This window comes from Pseudomonas sp. SWRI179 (genome assembly GCF_014268705.1).
Taxonomy (GTDB): Bacteria; Pseudomonadota; Gammaproteobacteria; order Pseudomonadales; family Pseudomonadaceae; genus Aquipseudomonas; species Aquipseudomonas zanjanensis.
This window is the reverse complement of sequence record NZ_JABWRA010000009.1, coordinates 22,609-38,703: the sequence shown is the minus strand read 5'-3', so window position 1 is coordinate 38,703 and position 16,095 is coordinate 22,609. Positions and strand designations below refer to the sequence as shown.

Genomic DNA, 16,095 nt, shown 5'->3' with positions numbered 1-16,095 from the left:
CGGCCGCTAGTGCCGTTGCTGTCTATTCATTGATGCGACGGGCCAGGTTGTTGGCGCTTTCGATCAGCACCCGGCGGTAGTCGGCGTAATTGTTCTTGGCGTCGGCCCGTGGGGCGACGATGCACAGGGTGGCGATGGCCACGCCGCCGGGGTCTTTGACCGGTGCGGCGAAGCAATGGGTGAAGGTATCGGCGACGCTGTCGAAAGAGAAAAAACCATCGAGGCCGGCCTGGCGGATTTCCTTGAGAAATTGCTCCAGGGGCAGGCGCTCGCCGTCCGGCAGGATGAAATCGTCGGGGTCGATCAGGTCGACGATCTGCTGGTCGCTCAGATGCGCCAGTAGCAGGCGCCCGGACGCGGTCCATGGGATCGGCGCGTTTTCACCGATGTCCGAGGAGATGCGGAAATGCCGCTCGCCTTCTTTCATCAGCGCGACGGTGTATTTGCGCCCGTTGAGCAGGCACATCTGCGCCGTTTCCCGGGTCTGGCGCACGATCTCCTGCAAGGCCTGGTCGGCCTCGCGGCTCAGGTCGAAATGCCGCAAGTGCGCCTGGCCGAGGAAATACAACTGGCGGCCCAGGTAGACGTGACCGTCCTTGCCCACCGGCTCGAGGATGCGTCGCTCCAACAGCGACGCCACCAGTTCATAGACCGTGGACTTGGGGCTGCCGATGCCGCTGGCAATATCGTTCGGGCGCAGCGGTTGGCCGATTTCCTTGAGAAAATCGAGGATATCGAACGCCCGATCCAATCCCCGGGCCCGGCGTTTGATGGTGTCTTCGGTCATGTTTTCGGTTCCTGAAATTTCACCCATAGTCGCATGTATCTTTACTGTGGCGAGGGAGCTTGCTCCCGCTGGCCTGCGCAGCAGGTCCAGTTTCTCGCGACTGCTGCGCAGCCGAGCGGGAGCAAGCTCCCTCGCCACAGACGCGAATTTTCCAGAATATCGTGTTCAGCCTTTTTTCTTGTAGGCAATGCAATCGATCTCGACCTTGCAATCGACCATCATGCTCGCCTGCACGCAGGCCCTGGCCGGGGCGTGTTCCGGGTTGAAGTATTCGCCGAACACTTTGTTGAAACTCCAGAAGTCCCGCGGGTCCTCCAGCCATACGCCGCAGCGCACCACATCTTCCAGGCCGTAGCCGGCCTCTTCGAGAATGGCCACCAGATTCTTCATGGTCTGGTGGGTCTGCTCGACGATTCCGCCGACAATGATCTCGCCGTTCACCGCCGGCACCTGGCCAGACACGTGCAGCCAGCCATCAGCCTCCACGGCGCGGGCGAAGGGCCGTGGCTGGCCGCCGCCTGCGGTGCTGCCGGTGCCGTAACGCGTAATGCTCATGGGTATCTCCTTGTTGAATTGATTGATAGCTGAATGGATTAAAAACGCGTGTTCTTGAGGAATTCCGCCAGACGCGGCGATTGCGGCCGCTCGAACAGTTCCTTGGGTGGCCCTTGTTCTTCGATGCGGCCCTGGTTCATGAACACGATCTTGTCGGAGACCTCAAAGGCGAAGCGCATTTCGTGAGTCACCAGCAGCATGGTCATGCCGTCTTCGGCCAAGCCCTTGATCACGTTCAGCACCTCACCGACCAGCTCCGGATCCAGGGCCGAAGTGACTTCGTCGAACAGCATCAGGCTGGGGTTCATCGCAATCGCCCGGGCAATCGCCACGCGTTGCTGCTGGCCGCCGGACAACTGGCCGGGAAAGTGGTCGCGCCGCTCCAACAGACCGACCCGCTCCAGCCATTTTTCGGCCAGGGCCACCGCTTCGTCCTTGTGCAGTTTTTTCACCTTGAGCAGGCCCAGGGTGACGTTCTGCAACGCGCTCAGATGCGGGAACAGGTTGAACTGCTGGAAGGCCATGCCGGTCATGGCCCGATGGCGGGCGATGACTTTCTCGGGGTGGCGCACGCGCTTGCCAGCCACCTCGTCATAACCGATGGACTCGCCGTCGAGCACGATCCGGCCGCCCTGGAATTCTTCCAGCATGTTCACGCAACGCAGCAATGTGGTCTTGCCCGAACCGCTGGAGCCGATCAGCGTGACCACATTGCCGCGCTGCATGCTCAGGTCCACGCCCTTGAGCACTTCCAGCGGGCCGTATTGTTTGCGCAGGCCGCGAATGTCCAGCAGCGGTTGGGCGTTTGAGAGCTTTGTACTGGAGAGTTTCGAAACGTCAGTCATGGCAACGCCACCCGCTTTTCAATGTGCCGCCCGAGCAATTCAATGGCGTAATTGATGATGAAAAAGAGAAACCCGGCGAACAGGTAAAATTCCAACGTCATGAAGGTCCGGGCGATGATCTGCTGGGTGCTGAGCAGCAACTCGGCGACGCCGATCACCGACAGCAAGGTCGAGGCCTTGACGATCTCCGTGGAGGAATTGACCCAGGTCGGCAAGATCTGCCGCAACGCCTGGGGCAACAGCACGTAACCCAGCGCCTGGTAGAACGTCAGGCCGATGGCCTGGCTCGCTTCCATCTGTCCACGGGGCAATGCCTGCAAGGCACCGCGCACGATCTCGGCCACGTGGGAGCCGCAGAACAGCGTCAAGCCCAGCACGCCGGCCTGGAACGCGCCGATCTGCCAGCCCAGGGCCGGGGCCATGTAGAAGCAGGCCAGCACCAGCACGAACACTGGCGTGCCGCGAATCAGGTCGACGTAGAAACGAAACGGCGCACGCATCCAGACACGGCCGTACGTCAACGCCAACCCGGCGACGACACCGATCAAGGTGCCCAACACAATCGCCAACAGCGAACACTGCACGCTGGTCAGGAAACCGGCCCACAGGGTGTCCCGGGCGACCCACAACTCATGCAACCAACTGGGGGATTCGTACATGGCAGACTCCTAACGGCGGATCGCCAGGCGCTGCTCGAAATACCGCAGCAGCATGGCAATGAGGTAACAGGCCGCGACATACAGGGCCGTGGTCACCAGCCAGGTTTCGATCACCCGGTAGCTCTCCACGTTGATCTTGCGGGCGTAGTAAGTCAGCTCCGGCACGGCAATCGCCGCCGCCAGGGAGGTGTCCTTGAACAGCGAGATGAAGTTGTTCGACAAGGCCGGCAATACGTTGCGCAGCATCACCGGCACGGTGACGTAGGCCTTCACCTGCCACTCGCCCAGGCCGATGGCCAATCCCGCTTCACGCTGTCCCTTGTGAATGCTCAACAGCCCGCCGCGAAACACTTCGGTCAGGTAGGCCCCGGCGTACAGCGAGAGCGTGATGACGAACGACGGCAGCTTGTCCAGGCGAATGCCCAGGCTTGGCAGGGCGAAGTAGATCAACAGGATCAGCACCAGGATCGGCGTATTGCGGATCACCGTGACATACACCGACGCCAGCACCCGCAACACGCGATGCTTGCTGAGCAGCGCGAACGCCATCGCCAGGCCGATCACGCAACCGATGGCGATCGACACCAGCGCCAGGGAAAGCCCCAGGCCGAGCCCCGCCAGCAAGGTGTCGAAATCGCGCCAGACGGCGGCAAAGTTCAACTGATAATTCATGGTCGGCAGTACCTTCGACGGTGCGCCCACAAAGGGCGCCCCGGGCTCACAGGGTCATTTGAATTCAACGGGGAAACCGATCGCCGGCGACGGCAGCTCGACGCCGAACCACTGCTTGAACGACGCAGCGTAGGTGGGGAATTCCACACCGGTCATAGCCTCATGCAAGGTGGTGTTGACGAAGTTCAGCCAGTCCTGGTCGCCGCGCTTGACCGCGCAGGCGTAGGTTTGTGGGCTCCAGGCGTAGGCCGGGCTGCGGTAGCGCCCAGGGTTCTGCACCATCAGGTATTTGACCGAGGACTGGTCGGTGGCGGCGGCATCGGCACGGCCGGAGTTCACCGCCTGGTACATCAGGTCGACGCTGTCGTACTGGTCGACCTTGGCCTTGGGCAACGCCTGGTGCACCAGTTCTTCGGCGTAGACGTTCTGCAGCACCGCCACGGTGACGTCGTCATCCGCCGCGTTGAGGTCTTCGATTTCCTTGTACTTGCTGTTGGCCGGCAGCAGCAGGCCCACGCCTTCGCGGTAGTACGGCAGGGTGAATGCCACTTGCTGGGCGCGACTGGCGGTAACGGTGATGAACTGGCAGCTCATGTCGACCTTGTCGGTCAGCAGGTTGGGAATCCGCGCATCGGACGACTGCACCACGAACTCGACTTTCTCCGGGTCATTGAACAGGCCCTTGGCGACCATGCGCGCGATGTCGATATCGAAGCCCTGCAACTTGCCATCCGCTCCCTGGAAGTGCCACGGCGCATTGGTACTGCCCGTGCCCACGATCAATTTCCCCCGCTGCAGCACGCTGTCCAGCTTGCTGTCGGCCGCCTGAGCGACCCCCATGGCAGCCGTCGTGGCCACGAAGAGAAAAACACACGCTTTGAACAAGGAAGGTCGGCGTTGCATGGCAAGCACTCCAGAGTGAGTTTATTCCGCTATACCGGAACATGGTATGTAACAACGGAATAGACAGCAGAAAGTGTGCCACAGGCTCGACGACCCTGGGAGAGAAAAATAGAAATTGAGGGAAATCAGGGAGATGGGAAAAAGAGGTGGGCGGACGGTAACGTCTGCCTGCAAACACTGTTGCTACCGTTAGCCACGACGCACGGGTAACAAGGCCCCAAACCGGAGCTGCGCCGAGTACTCGGCGCCCCCAAACGGAGCCATTCTGGAATGTGTGAATGATTACCCTGTGGGAGCGAGCTTGCTCGCGATAGCGGTGGATCAGCCAAGGTTGATGCCAACTGACCTGACGCCATCGCGAGCAAGCCCGCTCCCACAATGGTTTTGCGGCGTTCTTGGAAAGACAAACATCACCTATTGGCGCCTGGCGGCCTCGTCATATACCTGGCCGCGCTCGCGCTTACCTACCGCGATCACCGTAACGACCAGCAAATCATCTACTACCCGGTAAACCAATCGATAGCCTGCATTGCGCAGCTTGATTTTATAAGCGTTGCCCAACCCGTGCAGTCGGTCAGCCTGGACGTGTGGATTTACCAGTCGCTCCTCAAGCTTTTTCTTGAATTGCTCCTTGAGCGTTGCTCCAAGCTTTTGCCATTCCTTCCATGCTTTATCAGAAAACTCCAACTCATAGGTCATCAAGAGAAACCTTGATTGTTGGATCATTTTCACGCTCGCGGCAAAGAGCGACCAACTCCATGTCTTCAAGCCGGTCCATCATGGCTTCATATTCCCGAGCGGGGACACAATAAAAAGCCGGCTCGTTGCGGTTGAGGATCGCTACGGACAATCCCCCACCAGCGGCAACGGTGCCCATCGGATTCTTCTTGAGTTCGGAAATGCTGGCTACCACTTGAGAAAGCACGATGTGTGTCATGACGCGAGTCCTTGAGTACTCTTAATGGCGCTAAAAATAGCACCCTAAAACATCTCTTGCCACTGCTTAACGCCCGCAAAACCTCACCCTGGACAACATCCGCAAATCCCCCACGCGGTAATAGTCATCGCTCCAGCTGTCATTCACCGCCAACGGCTTGACCTGCTTGAGGGCGAGTTTTTTCGCAAAGTAGCGAAAGCGGTAATGCTCATAGAAACGCAGCAGTTCCAGGCCATAGCGGTCGGCCAGGTCGGTGTCGCCCTGGATGATCAGGTAATTCTCGTCGTTGCCACTGCTGGCCGCGGCGCTCAGGTTGTGGCTGCCGCTGAGGATGGTCGGCGTGTCGCTGGTGAAGTCGGTGACGATGGCCTTGGTGTGCACCAGCAGATTGCCCTTCTGGCCTTTCATATTTTCCCGCAGCCAGCCTTCCAGGCCGGTGTTGAGCAACGCGGTGGCGGCGAACTCGGCGGTGCGGTCGGCATGGAAGCCGGTGATGCGGCTCCGGGTGTTTTGCAGGCCATAGCGCAGCACATCGTCATTGGGCGCGCCGAGCAAGGCGTCGAGGATGCGGTCGGGCAATACAAAGGCGGTGACGAACAACAGGTCCTTTCGCGCCCCCTTGATGATGTCGACGAAACGATCCAGGTCGCCCTCCCCGGTGCGTGGCGAGAACCCGGCGAACAATGCCTCTTGGGGCGCCATGGCGTTGTTCAGGTTCAACCACTGGCGAGTGGCATCGACATCTTGGGGTGTCGCCCAGATTTGCTCGAACACCTTGAGATAGCTGCTGCTGATCCGAGGATCGTCCAGCACATGCACGACATTGGCCTGGCGGTAGACGCCATTGGCGGTGAAATTGGTGCTGCCGCACAGCACGGCCTCGGGTTGCAATGAACCGCTGCCCTGCACCTTGCTCAGCACAATGAACTTGTTGTGGAAAATGTTGTGGGTGACCCGCCCACGTTTGTTGGCCGCCGGCATGCTCTCGAGACTGGCTTCGTTGCGCGCGGTGGTGTCGTCTCCCGGCTCGGCGTGGTACAGCACTCGCACCCGGGCGCCGCGAGCGTGAGCGGCGGTCACCGCGTCGACGATCACTGGCAATTCGTATTCATAGATAGCGACGTCCAAGGCCCAGCTGGCATCCAGCGCCCGGTCGATGAAACCGATCAAGCGCCCCAGCAAACCGTTTTCCAGCCAGCGACGCGGGGCGTCGGGCCAGTCGTCGATGGACAGGTGCTTGTTGGCGTCGATCAACGCGTCCAGTTCGGGAAACTTGCGCTGGAACGCCTGGCTGGCGGCCACGGCACGGTTGAAAATCACGCGCTGGTTGGTCGGTTGCCCGTCGTCGCTGGTAACGGTGACTTCCAGGGATTCGCCCAACTGCGGTGCCTCGGGGCTGCCATAGGCCAGGTGCACACGGTAATGGATCGTCACGCCGGGGTTGACGGCGTAGTCGGCCCAGCGAAATTTCTGCAGGGGCGCCTTGTCACTGGGGGTGGCATGGAATTGGGGAAAGGTATGGGCCTTGTCGGGGAAGGTCAGGCTGTTGAACAGGAACAGCCAGGGCTTGTTGCCCTGCTGCTTCTCGATGGCAAAGCCCAGCAAGCCCTGGCGCCGGTGTTCAGCCAGGTCCATGGCGAGCAGCACGCCATTGGTGCCAGCATAGGCCTTGACCCGAAAGTCGTCCTGGGGATTGGTGACGAGTACGCGCATGGTTCACTCCTGTGAGGGGCTGGCTGAGCATAGTGCAGGGATGCGGGTTTATGAGTAGATCCAGGACCGAGTTGATGCCTTCGCGAGCAAGCCCGCTCCCACATGGGTTCTGCGGCGTTCACGCATGATCTGTTCACAGAGATCAAATGTGGGAGCGGGCTTGCTCGCGAAAGCGTCCGACCAGACTCCTCACATTCAAGTCATCACATTTGATCAATATGCCGATACTCAGCCCCCAACAGCCCCGCCAACTGCCTGGCCCGGCCCAGGCGAATCGGGCCTCTTTCGATGTCGATCAACAGGCACGGGCAATCGAGGACCGGCGGCGAAAGCCCTTCCTTGACGCGTCCGTCGGTCATTACCAGCACCCGTTGCTGCTCCGCCGGGTAGCGCTTGCGCCGCGCCACCAGCCAACGACCGGCCTCGTTCAACGCCGCCAGCAACGGCGTTCCGCCCCCTGCACCCAAGCCATCGAGCCAGTCGCGCAGACCGGCCGAGGCCTTTAGCCCCTGCACCTGCCAGTTCGGTTGCGTGCCGCTGGCTGTCAGCAGCGCCAAGCGGGCGCGTTGTCGGTAGGCGTCGTCGAACAATTGCGCCAACAGGCCTTTGCCGTCACTCAAGGCGCGGTGACGCCGGGTCGAGGCCGACGCATCGACGATGACCAGCCACAGCTCATGGGGAGACCGATGGCGATCGTGCCAACGCAAATCTTCATGTCGGCGTGGTCGGCCGTTGAGCAACGTCCCCGGCCAGTTCACCGCACCGCTGGCCGCCGCTTTGCTCCGGCCCTGGCGACCCTGGTCGAGACTTCCGGCGCGGGGTCTGGCATTCGCCCCCGCCGGCGAACGGGGGCGAATGCCTAGGGCTTTTTTGGCCAGCTCGGCACGTCGCGCCGGGCCCCGGTCGGCAATGCCCGCGCTGGCAGGTCGCCCCACTGGCCCTGGCCTTCGTTGGGTTCAGCGGTTTTTTCCGTCCCCGCCCCCGCCGGCGTCTGGGACGGCGCCGGTGCCGAATGCCCGCGCCGCCGGTGCCGCAAGGCAAACTCGGCGACCGCATCGATATCTTCGTCGGTAATCGCCGCGGCGCCGCGCCAGGCGGCATGGGCCCGGGCCGCCCGCAGCCAGACCAGGTCGGCGCGCAAGCCATCGACCCCAGCGGCAAAACAACGCTCGGTGATCTGCGCCAGCGCCGCATCATCGAGGGCGATCCCGGCCAAGCGCTCACGCGCCTGTTGGCAGCGTTCGCGCAACTGCTGCTGGGCCGTCTCCCACTCGGTGCAGAACGTCAACGGATCGCTGTCGAAATCCAACCGCCGCCGAATGATCTGGCCGCGCTCGGCCGGTGCGGTGTGACCATCGAGGGCGACGTTCAGGCCGAAACGGTCGAGCAACTGCGGACGCAGCTCGCCCTCTTCCGGGTTCATGGTACCGATCAGCACAAAGCGCGCCGAGTGCCGATGGGAAATGCCGTCACGCTCGACCAGGTTGGTGCCGCTGGCGGCCACATCAAGCAGCAGATCCACCAGGTGGTCGGGCAGCAGGTTCACTTCATCGACATACAGTACGCCACCGTCGGCCTTGGCCAATACGCCGGGAGAAAACTGCGCGCGCCCTTCCCCCAACGCCGCGTCCAGGTCCAGGGTGCCCACCAGCCGCTCTTCGGTCGCACCGAGGGGCAAGGTGACGAACTGACCGCTGGCCAGCAGGTCCGCCAGGCCCCGGGCCAATGTGGACTTGGCCATGCCCCGCGGACCTTCGATCAGCACACCGCCGATTTTCGGGTCGATGGCGGCCAGGCACAGGGCCAGTTTCAGGTCATCGGCGCCGACCACGGCGGAGAGTGGGAAATGGGGGGTGTGGGTCATGTTGAATGTCTCATGAGTGTGAGAGAGTCCCTGTGGCGAGGGAGCTTGCTCCCGCTCGGCTGCGCAGCAGTCGTCATTCTGAAAGGGCACTGGGACTTCAGGTTCCGGGGGCTGCTGCGCAACCCAGCGGGAGCAAGCTCCCTCGCCACAAAGGTACTTCAGCCATCTTCTTCAATGTCCAACAACAAATTTTCCAACGCCTCGCGATACTCGCCTGGATCCTGCCACATCCCTCGCTGCTGCGCTTCGAGCATGCGCTCGGTCATGTCCCGCAGGGCGTCGGGGTTGTGCTGGCGAACGAACTCCCGGGTGTCCGGGTCGAGCAGGTAGGCATCGGCCAGCAAGGCGTACTGATGGTCATCGATCAACTGCGTTGTGGCATCGAAGGCAAACAGGTTGTCCACCGTCGCCGCCAGTTCGAACGCGCCTTTGTAGCCGTGCCGCTTCACGCCGTCGATCCACTTCGGATTGGCCGCGCGGGAGCGGATGACCCGGTTGAGCTCTTCCTTCAGGGTACGAATCCTGGGCAAGTCCGGCTGGCTGTGATCGCCATGGTAACTGGCCGCCGCATCGCCACTGAGGGTCTCGACCGCCGCCAGCATGCCGCCTTGGAATTGGTAGTAATCATTGGAGTCGAGCAGGTCGTGCTCGCGGTTGTCCTGGTTCTGCAACACCGCCTGCACCTGGCTCAAGCGCCGGGAGAACTGCTCCCGGGCGGTGGTGCCTTCATCACTGGCACCATAGGCGTAACCACCCCAGTTCAGGTACACCTCGGCCAGGTCCTCGCGGCTCTGCCACAAACGACCGTCAATCGCACCCTGCACGCCCGCGCCATAGGCACCGGGCTTGGCCCCGAAAATCCGCCAGCCGGCCTGGCGCGCCGCGGCTTCCGGCTCAAGACCCGACGCCTGCAAGGCTTCGCGCTCGCTGCGCACCTTGGCCGCCAAGGGGTTCATGTCGTCCGGCTCATCAAGGGCGGCGACGGCCTGCACGGCGGCGTCGAACAAGCGGATCAGGTTGGCAAAGGCATCCCGGAAGAACCCGGACACCCGCAACGTGACATCGACCCGGGGCCGGTCCAGCAGGCTCAACGGCAGGATCTCGAAGTCATCGACCCGCTGGCTGCCGGTGGCCCACACCGGACGCACGCCCATCAACGCCATGGCCTGGGCAATATCGTCACCGCCGGTGCGCATCGTGGCGGTGCCCCATACCGACAGGCCGAGTTGGCGCAGGTGATCGCCGTGGTCCTGCAAGTGCCGTTCAAGGATCAGGTTCGCCGACTGGAAACCGATGCGCCACGCCGTGGTGGTGGGCAGGTTGCGCACGTCCACCGAGAAAAAGTTACGCCCGGTGGGCAACACGTCCAGACGCCCGCGGCTCGGCGCGCCGCTGGGGCCGGCCGGTACGAAGCGCCCGCCCAGGGCATCGAGCAGGCCACGCATTTCCGCCGGGCCGCAGGCGTCCAGGCGCGGGGCCACGATGGATCGCAGGTTTTCAATAATGTCGAAAACCATCTCCCAGCCCACCCCCTCCAGTGGCTCGACGACACCGTCCAGCGCCCGCTCGATCAACTGCGCCGCGAACAGCTCCAGGCGCTCGCGAGTATCACCGGCGGTGCGCCAAGGCTCGGTACTGACCTGACGCAACGCGTCGGGGCGCTCCCCCGTCCAGGGCTCGGCCAAGGCACAATCCAGCGGATCGAAGCCCAGCCCGAACGCCTTCGCCAACGCTCGCAGCAGGCTCGACTGGGCGCCTTTGCCATCGCCCCGGGGAATGCGCAGCAACGCCAGCAACGTATCGATGCGCAGCCGCCCGCTGGGCGACTCGCCAAAAACGTGCAGGCCGTCGCGGATCTGCGACTCCTTCAAGTCGCACAGATAGGTGTCCAGGCGTGGCAGCCAGATCGCCGCGTCGGCATCGCTGTCCAGGGCGGCATCCAGTTGCAGCTCACGGTCGATGTGCGTCTCGCGCACCAGGTTGAGGATGTCCCGTTGCAGTTCCCGGGCGCGGCGCGGATCGAGCAATTGCGCCTCGTAGTATTCGTCGGCCAGCAGCTCGAGGTTACGCAGCGGCCCATAGGTTTCGGCCCGGGTCAGCGGCGGCATCAAGTGGTCGATGATCACCGCCTGGGTCCGTCGCTTGGCCTGGGCGCCCTCGCCCGGGTCGTTGACGATGAATGGATAGATATTCGGCAGCGGCCCCAGCAGCACGTCCGGCCAGCAGTTTTCCGAGAGCCCGACGCCCTTGCCCGGCAGCCATTCGAGGTTGCCGTGCTTGCCGACGTGGATCACTGCGTGGACGCCGTAGGCGTGGCGCAACCAGAAATAAAACGCCAGGTAACCGTGGGGCGGTACCAGGTCCGGATCGTGGTAAACCGCGCTCGGATCGACCTGATAACCCCGCGCCGGCTGGATGCCGACAAACGTCAGGCCCAGGCGCAGGCCGGCGACCATCAGGCGCCCGTCGCGGAACATCGGGTCCTGCTCGGGCGAGCCCCAGCGCGCCAGCACCGCTTGGCGATTGGCCTCGGGCAGCGCGTCGAACAGGGATTGGTAGGCATCGAGGGCCAGGCTCTGGTGGCAGGGGCGCAGGTCGAGGCTGTCCAGGTCGTTACTGACACCGCCGAGCAATTGCTGGATCAACGCAGTGCCGCTCGCCGGCAGTTCGGCCGGCAATGGATAGCCCTCGGCCTGCAAGGCCCGCAGGATATTCAGCGCCGCCGCCGGGGTGTCCAGGCCGACACCGTTGCCGATGCGCCCATCCCGGGTCGGGTAGTTGGCAAGGATCAACGCCACTCGCTTTTGCCCATTGGGCAGGCGCGCCAGGGTGGTCCAGCGCTGGGCCAGTGCGGCGACAAAATCCATGCGCTCGGGCGCGGCGCGGTAGCAGACCACGTCGCTCTGGCTGCGTTCGCTGCGCCAGGCCAAGTCCTTGAAACTGATGGGGCGGCTGATGATTCGTCCGTCCAGTTCCGGCAAGGCAATGTGCATCGCCAGGTCCCGTGGTCCCAAGCCCTGCTCGTTGGCGCGCCAGCCGGGTTCGTTGTCCTGGGCACAAATGGCCTGGATCACCGGGATATTGCGGCGAAACGGTCGCAGATGTGGGGCTTCGGGGCTGGATTGAGCGAAGCCGGTGGTGTTGAGGATCACCCCCGCTGCCACCTCATCCAGCCAGTCCTCGACCCGCGCAAGGCAAGCCGGCTCCTTCAGGCTGGCCACGGCAATCGGCAGCGGATTGAGCCCTGCCGCTTGCAGGCGCTGGCAAAACACATCGATGAACGCGGTGTTCGCCGCTTGCAGGTGGGAGCGATAAAACAGCACCGCCGCCACCGGTTGCCCGACCTGCCAGTCGGCTTGCCAATCGCCGAGGCTGACGCTGGTTTTCGCCGGGTGATAGATGGCCGTGCGTGGCAAGGCCTGCGGCTCGGCCCAGGGGTAATCGCGGCCGAACCATTGGCTGCCGAGGTTGTGAAACAGGTCCAGGGCATTGCCCAGGCCACCCTGGCGCAAGAACTGCCAGAGCCGGTCGCGGTCCTCGACGGCCACGTTGCTCAGGTCACTGAGCTCCGGGTCCGGACGGTCATCCCCCGGCACCAGGATCAGCTTCACCCCGCGTCCAGCCAGTTCCATCAGGCGCTCGATGCCGTAACGCCAATAGCCGATGCCGCCGTGCAGCGACAACAGTATGACCTTGGCGTGTTGCAGCACGTCTTCGAAATACAGGTCCACCGAGGCGTGGTTCTGCACCTGCATCGGGTTGGCGAGGCGAAACTGCGGGTAGTCGTCCGGCAACTGCCGCGCTGCTTCGGCCAATAGCGCCAGGCTGGAATCGCCGCTGCACAGGATCACCAGTTCGGCGGGGGTTTGCCCCAGGTCGGCAATGTTGTCATCCGACACGAAACCGCCGGGCTGGGTCCTGAGCAGGTGCATGGCTTAGGCGCTGAGGGCGGCGCGCAACTGCGCTTCGAGCAGCGCGGCATCCAGCGCCTGGCCGATCAGCACCAGACGGGTGACCCGCGCTTCCTCGGCGCCCCACTGACGGTCGAAATGCTTGTCGAAGCGCGTACCGACGCCCTGGATCAACAGGCGCATCGGCTTGTTCGGGATCGCCGCGAAACCCTTGACCCGCAGCACGCCGTGCTGGACCACCAGTTGCGTCAGTGCATCCAGCAGCAGGCTTTCGTCGGCCTGGGGCAGTTCGATGGAAATGGAATCGAAGGCGTCATGATCGTGGTCATCGTCGTCGCCGTCATGGTGATGGTCGTGATGGCTGTGGCGGCCGTCGATGTGTTCTTCGGAACCGGCGCCCAGGCCGATCAGCACGTCCAGTGGCAGGCGACCGCTGCTGGCTTCGATGACCTTGACCGCTGGCGGCAGTTCTTCGGCGACTTCCAGGCGCACCCTGGCCAGGTCTTCAGGGCTGATCAGGTCGGCCTTGTTGAGGATCACCAGGTCGGCGCTGGCCAGTTGGTCGGCGAACAATTCGTGCAGCGGCGATTCGTGATCCAGGTTCGGGTCGAGTTTGCGCTGGGCGTCGACCTGGTCGGGGAAGGCGGCAAAGGTACCCGCGGCCACGGCCGGGCTGTCCACGACGGTGATCACCGCATCGACGGTGCAGGCGCTGCGGATTTCCGGCCATTGGAAGGCTTGGACCAGTGGCTTGGGCAGAGCCAGGCCGGAGGTTTCAATGAGGATGTGGTCGAGGTCGCCACGCCGGGCCACCAATTCACGCATCACCGGGAAAAATTCTTCCTGCACCGTGCAGCACAGGCAACCGTTGGCCAGTTCGTAGACGCGGCCGTTGGCTTCTTCTTCGGTGCAACCGATGGTGCACTGCTTGAGGATCTCGCCGTCGATGCCCAGCTCGCCGAACTCGTTGACGATCACGGCGATGCGCCGGCCCTGGGCGTTGTCGAGCATGTGCCGCAGCAAGGTGGTCTTACCCGAGCCGAGGAAACCGGTGACGATGGTGACGGGGAGTTTGGCCAGTGTTTTCATCGGATGCCCTTTGGCAAGGTGGCGGGCAAACGGGACGACAACCGCTGGCACAGGCGTGCGGAAGATTTCGCCACCGGATCACCCCGCCCGGTTGTAGTGAGAATCTGTCTCGAGGCAGGTCTCCTGGCTGACGGCGGGCCGATCTTTCGACTGGCAATTGCTGCGCCTTCCCGTGCGCCTTTGGTAAAAGGGCATGCACAGTGGCCTTGCAGAAACCTCACCGTTCACAGTTGCGGGGGCAGCCGCGGCTTGGACCGCGTTCCCTTCTTAGCTCCGGCGCATGCCGAAGAACCTCGAAGGCGCAAGGCTACGCAGGGTGTGGGGGCGGGTCAATCTCCGCAAGTAATATGCAGGACGCTGTGTGGCGAGGGAGCTTGCTCGCGCTCGGTTGCGCAGCGACCGTAAAGAGCCGGGGGCCGCTGCGCTGCCCAGCGGGAGCAAGCTCCCTCGCCACAACAGCCCGCACGCCGCCCCCTGTGCATTGACGGCCCAGCCCCACCCATGCTCTCCTGTGCGCCTAGTTACGGGTGCCCTTCACAGGGTGAAACGGGAAACCGGTGAATCGTGTGCTTTACTCCAAAGCCACGTCAGTCCGGTGCTGCCCCCGCAACGGTAAGCGAGCGAAGCGTCTGAACCACTGTGCCCCAGGGCATGGGAAGGTGACGCTTGCAGGCCAGGTTCTGGCCCCTCGCGAGCCCGGAGACCGGCCCATGACTCATGCATCAACAAACCCGCGGTGGGCGGGCGCTGTTCGAACCTTGGCGGGCTTTCGCCCGGGGTCTCATCGCGCTCGCATCCCCCACGGAACAAAAACAGAGGGAAGCGCCATGTCGACCATCAGCAGCACCGCCCGCTCCACCAGCAGCACCACCACCCTGAGCCAACGCCTGAGCGCCGCGATCCTGGCTTCGATCCTGGGGGCGGGGCTGGTCTATTTCGCCGGGTTCTCCCACATCGAAGCAGTACACAACGCCGCCCACGATACCCGCCACAGCGCCGCCTTCCCCTGCCATTGAGAACCGACGACATGATCAAGCGTATCGCCCAGACCGCCGGTTTCAGCGGTTTGCTGGCCGCCCTGCTGTTGACCCTGTTGCAGAGTTTCTGGGTATCGCCGCTGATTCTCCAGGCGGAAACCTTCGAGAAGGCTCCGGCGACCGAGGTTCACGAACACGCCGACGGGGCCGCCCATACCCATGACGCCGAAGCCTGGGAGCCGGAAGACGGCTGGCAGCGGGTATTGTCCACCACGGGCGGCAACCTGGTGGTCGCCGTGGGGTTTGCCCTGATGCTGGCGGGCCTGTACACCTTGCGCGCACCAACTCGCACGTCCCAAGGCCTGCTCTGGGGCCTGGCCGGTTATGCCACGTTCGTCCTGGCGCCGACCCTCGGCCTGCCCCCGGAGTTGCCCGGCACCGCGGCGGCCGACCTGGCCCAGCGACAAATGTGGTGGATTGGCACCGCGGCGTCCACGGCGGTGGGCATTGCCTTGATCGCCTTCGGCCAGCATTGGCTGCTCAAGGTGCTGGGCGCGGCGACGTTGCTGGTGCCCCACGTCATCGGCGCACCGCAACCGGAAGTCCATTCGATGCTGGCACCCGAAGCGCTTGAGAGCCAGTTCAAAATCGCCTCGCAGGTGACCAACGTCGCGTTCTGGCTGGCCCTGGGCCTGATCAGCGCCTGGCTGTTTCGCCGTGGCGACCAAGCTCACCACGACGCATGAGCGCCGCGCCGATCCTGGTGGTCGGCCTGGGCTGCCAGCGCGGTTGCCCGGCCAGCATGCTGCGGGCCTTGCTCGAACAGACGTTGCTGGCCCACGGCATCGAGCTTCACCAGGTACGGGCCCTGGCCAGTATCGACCTCAAGCGTGACGAGCCCGGGTTGTTGGAACTGGCCGGGCAATTGGGCTTGCCGCTGACCTGCTTCAGTGCCGATCAATTGGCCGAGTACGAGCCGCGGCTCAGTCACCGTTCCGAGATCGCTTTCGAGCGAACCGGTTGCTACGGCATTGCCGAAAGCGCCGCCCTGGCCTTGGCCGACCCGTTGGGCACCACGCCGTCAACACTGCTGATCCCCCGACAGAAAGGCCCCCAATGCACGTTGGCATTGGCGGTCGTGGTGTAAAACCCGATAATCGGCGTCCAGGATCATGAGCGATAT

At 63.4% G+C, this 16,095-nt stretch carries 16 protein-coding genes and 2 riboswitches; of the genes, 3 read left to right on the top strand and 13 right to left on the bottom strand.

Translation table 11 applies throughout. From position 1 onward, the window contains the following. Positions 1 to 22 precede the first annotated feature (22 nt). The 13 genes from HU767_RS07245 to cobW form a co-directional block, all read right to left on the bottom strand. Positions 23 to 787 (bottom strand): IclR family transcriptional regulator, encoded by a 765-nt coding sequence (locus HU767_RS07245; RefSeq protein WP_058543922.1) that lies wholly within the window; start codon positions 785 to 787, stop codon positions 23 to 25. Between the two features lie 165 nt (positions 788 to 952). Then, positions 953 to 1,342 carry a RidA family protein gene (locus HU767_RS07240; RefSeq protein WP_186706691.1) on the bottom strand — a complete coding sequence of 130 codons (390 nt, stop codon included), beginning with the start codon at positions 1,340 to 1,342 and terminating at the stop codon, positions 953 to 955. 38 nt (positions 1,343 to 1,380) lie between these two features. After that, the gene (locus HU767_RS07235; protein ID WP_186729018.1) at positions 1,381 to 2,187 is read right to left on the bottom strand and encodes an amino acid ABC transporter ATP-binding protein; all 807 of its coding nucleotides are present in this window, start codon (positions 2,185 to 2,187) and stop codon (positions 1,381 to 1,383) included. Beyond that, on the bottom strand, positions 2,184 to 2,846 hold the full coding sequence (locus HU767_RS07230; RefSeq protein ID WP_053121514.1) for an amino acid ABC transporter permease: 663 nt from the start codon (positions 2,844 to 2,846) through the stop codon (positions 2,184 to 2,186). Before HU767_RS07230 ends, HU767_RS07235 begins: the two co-directional genes overlap by 4 nt. A 9-nt stretch (positions 2,847 to 2,855) precedes the next feature. Beyond that, on the bottom strand, positions 2,856 to 3,518 hold the full coding sequence (locus tag HU767_RS07225; RefSeq protein WP_014338685.1) for an amino acid ABC transporter permease: 663 nt from the start codon (positions 3,516 to 3,518) through the stop codon (positions 2,856 to 2,858). A 54-nt stretch (positions 3,519 to 3,572) separates the two neighbouring features. Beyond that, a complete protein-coding gene (locus tag HU767_RS07220; protein WP_186706688.1) occupies positions 3,573 to 4,421 on the bottom strand; it encodes a transporter substrate-binding domain-containing protein in 849 nt (282 codons plus the stop codon). A gap of 414 nt (positions 4,422 to 4,835) precedes the next feature. After that, a complete protein-coding gene (locus HU767_RS07215; RefSeq protein ID WP_186729016.1) occupies positions 4,836 to 5,120 on the bottom strand; it encodes a type II toxin-antitoxin system RelE/ParE family toxin in 285 nt (94 codons plus the stop codon). Beyond that, positions 5,110 to 5,358: a type II toxin-antitoxin system Phd/YefM family antitoxin gene (locus tag HU767_RS07210; RefSeq protein WP_024616638.1), complete on the bottom strand. Its 249-nt coding sequence runs from the start codon at positions 5,356 to 5,358 to the stop codon at positions 5,110 to 5,112. The genes HU767_RS07215 and HU767_RS07210 overlap by 11 nt, the downstream gene beginning before the upstream one ends. Positions 5,359 to 5,424: 66 nt before the next feature. Continuing rightward, the gene (locus HU767_RS07205) at positions 5,425 to 7,071 is read right to left on the bottom strand and encodes a phospholipase D-like domain-containing protein (protein WP_186729014.1); all 1,647 of its coding nucleotides are present in this window, start codon (positions 7,069 to 7,071) and stop codon (positions 5,425 to 5,427) included. Positions 7,072 to 7,274: 203 nt separating this feature from the next. Continuing rightward, positions 7,275 to 7,829 (bottom strand): VWA domain-containing protein, encoded by a 555-nt coding sequence (locus HU767_RS07200; protein WP_186729131.1) that lies wholly within the window; start codon positions 7,827 to 7,829, stop codon positions 7,275 to 7,277. A 101-nt stretch (positions 7,830 to 7,930) separates the two neighbouring features. Continuing rightward, positions 7,931 to 8,935: an AAA family ATPase gene (locus HU767_RS07195; RefSeq protein ID WP_186729012.1), complete on the bottom strand. Its 1,005-nt coding sequence runs from the start codon at positions 8,933 to 8,935 to the stop codon at positions 7,931 to 7,933. 158 nt (positions 8,936 to 9,093) lie between these two features. Further along, a complete protein-coding gene (cobN, locus tag HU767_RS07190) occupies positions 9,094 to 12,867 on the bottom strand; it encodes a cobaltochelatase subunit CobN (RefSeq protein ID WP_186729010.1) in 3,774 nt (1,257 codons plus the stop codon). A gap of 3 nt (positions 12,868 to 12,870) precedes the next feature. Then, positions 12,871 to 13,935 (bottom strand): cobalamin biosynthesis protein CobW, encoded by a 1,065-nt coding sequence (cobW, locus tag HU767_RS07185; protein WP_186706683.1) that lies wholly within the window; start codon positions 13,933 to 13,935, stop codon positions 12,871 to 12,873. A 95-nt stretch (positions 13,936 to 14,030) separates the two neighbouring features. Next, a riboswitch (cobalamin riboswitch) is annotated at positions 14,031 to 14,246 on the bottom strand. 197 nt (positions 14,247 to 14,443) lie between these two features. Continuing rightward, positions 14,444 to 14,662, top strand: a riboswitch (cobalamin riboswitch). Between the two features lie 100 nt (positions 14,663 to 14,762). Between cobW and HU767_RS07180 the strand changes: the two genes are divergently transcribed. Genes HU767_RS07180 through HU767_RS07170 form a run of 3 tightly spaced genes read left to right on the top strand, consistent with a single transcriptional unit; the run spans position 14,763 to position 16,059 of the window. Further along, positions 14,763 to 14,951, top strand: coding sequence for a CbtB-domain containing protein (locus HU767_RS07180; protein ID WP_186729008.1), 189 nt, complete (start codon positions 14,763 to 14,765; stop codon positions 14,949 to 14,951). Between the two features lie 11 nt (positions 14,952 to 14,962). Next, complete coding sequence (locus tag HU767_RS07175; protein WP_186729006.1) at positions 14,963 to 15,658, top strand: CbtA family protein; 696 nt, start codon at positions 14,963 to 14,965, stop codon at positions 15,656 to 15,658. Next, positions 15,655 to 16,059: a cobalamin biosynthesis protein gene (locus tag HU767_RS07170; RefSeq protein ID WP_186729004.1), complete on the top strand. Its 405-nt coding sequence runs from the start codon at positions 15,655 to 15,657 to the stop codon at positions 16,057 to 16,059. The genes HU767_RS07175 and HU767_RS07170 overlap by 4 nt, the downstream gene beginning before the upstream one ends. Positions 16,060 to 16,095: the final 36 nt, after the last annotated feature.

Bases quoted from the DNA above. Each gene is read 5' to 3' on its own strand.
- HU767_RS07245 (WP_058543922.1), bottom strand. From the start codon at position 787: ATGACCGAAGACACCATCAAACGCCGGGCCCGGGGATTGGATCGGGCG.
- HU767_RS07240 (WP_186706691.1), bottom strand. From the start codon at position 1,342: ATGAGCATTACGCGTTACGGCACCGGCAGCACCGCAGGCGGCGGCCAG.
- HU767_RS07235 (WP_186729018.1), bottom strand. From the start codon at position 2,187: ATGACTGACGTTTCGAAACTCTCCAGTACAAAGCTCTCAAACGCCCAA.
- HU767_RS07230 (WP_053121514.1), bottom strand. From the start codon at position 2,846: ATGTACGAATCCCCCAGTTGGTTGCATGAGTTGTGGGTCGCCCGGGAC.
- HU767_RS07225 (WP_014338685.1), bottom strand. From the start codon at position 3,518: ATGAATTATCAGTTGAACTTTGCCGCCGTCTGGCGCGATTTCGACACC.
- HU767_RS07220 (WP_186706688.1), bottom strand. From the start codon at position 4,421: ATGCAACGCCGACCTTCCTTGTTCAAAGCGTGTGTTTTTCTCTTCGTG.
- HU767_RS07215 (WP_186729016.1), bottom strand. From the start codon at position 5,120: ATGACCTATGAGTTGGAGTTTTCTGATAAAGCATGGAAGGAATGGCAA.
- HU767_RS07210 (WP_024616638.1), bottom strand. From the start codon at position 5,358: ATGACACACATCGTGCTTTCTCAAGTGGTAGCCAGCATTTCCGAACTC.
- HU767_RS07205 (WP_186729014.1), bottom strand. From the start codon at position 7,071: ATGCGCGTACTCGTCACCAATCCCCAGGACGACTTTCGGGTCAAGGCC.
- HU767_RS07195 (WP_186729012.1), bottom strand. From the start codon at position 8,935: ATGACCCACACCCCCCATTTCCCACTCTCCGCCGTGGTCGGCGCCGAT.
- cobN (WP_186729010.1), bottom strand. From the start codon at position 12,867: ATGCACCTGCTCAGGACCCAGCCCGGCGGTTTCGTGTCGGATGACAAC.
- cobW (WP_186706683.1), bottom strand. From the start codon at position 13,935: ATGAAAACACTGGCCAAACTCCCCGTCACCATCGTCACCGGTTTCCTC.
- HU767_RS07180 (WP_186729008.1), top strand. From the start codon at position 14,763: ATGTCGACCATCAGCAGCACCGCCCGCTCCACCAGCAGCACCACCACC.
- HU767_RS07175 (WP_186729006.1), top strand. From the start codon at position 14,963: ATGATCAAGCGTATCGCCCAGACCGCCGGTTTCAGCGGTTTGCTGGCC.
- HU767_RS07170 (WP_186729004.1), top strand. From the start codon at position 15,655: ATGAGCGCCGCGCCGATCCTGGTGGTCGGCCTGGGCTGCCAGCGCGGT.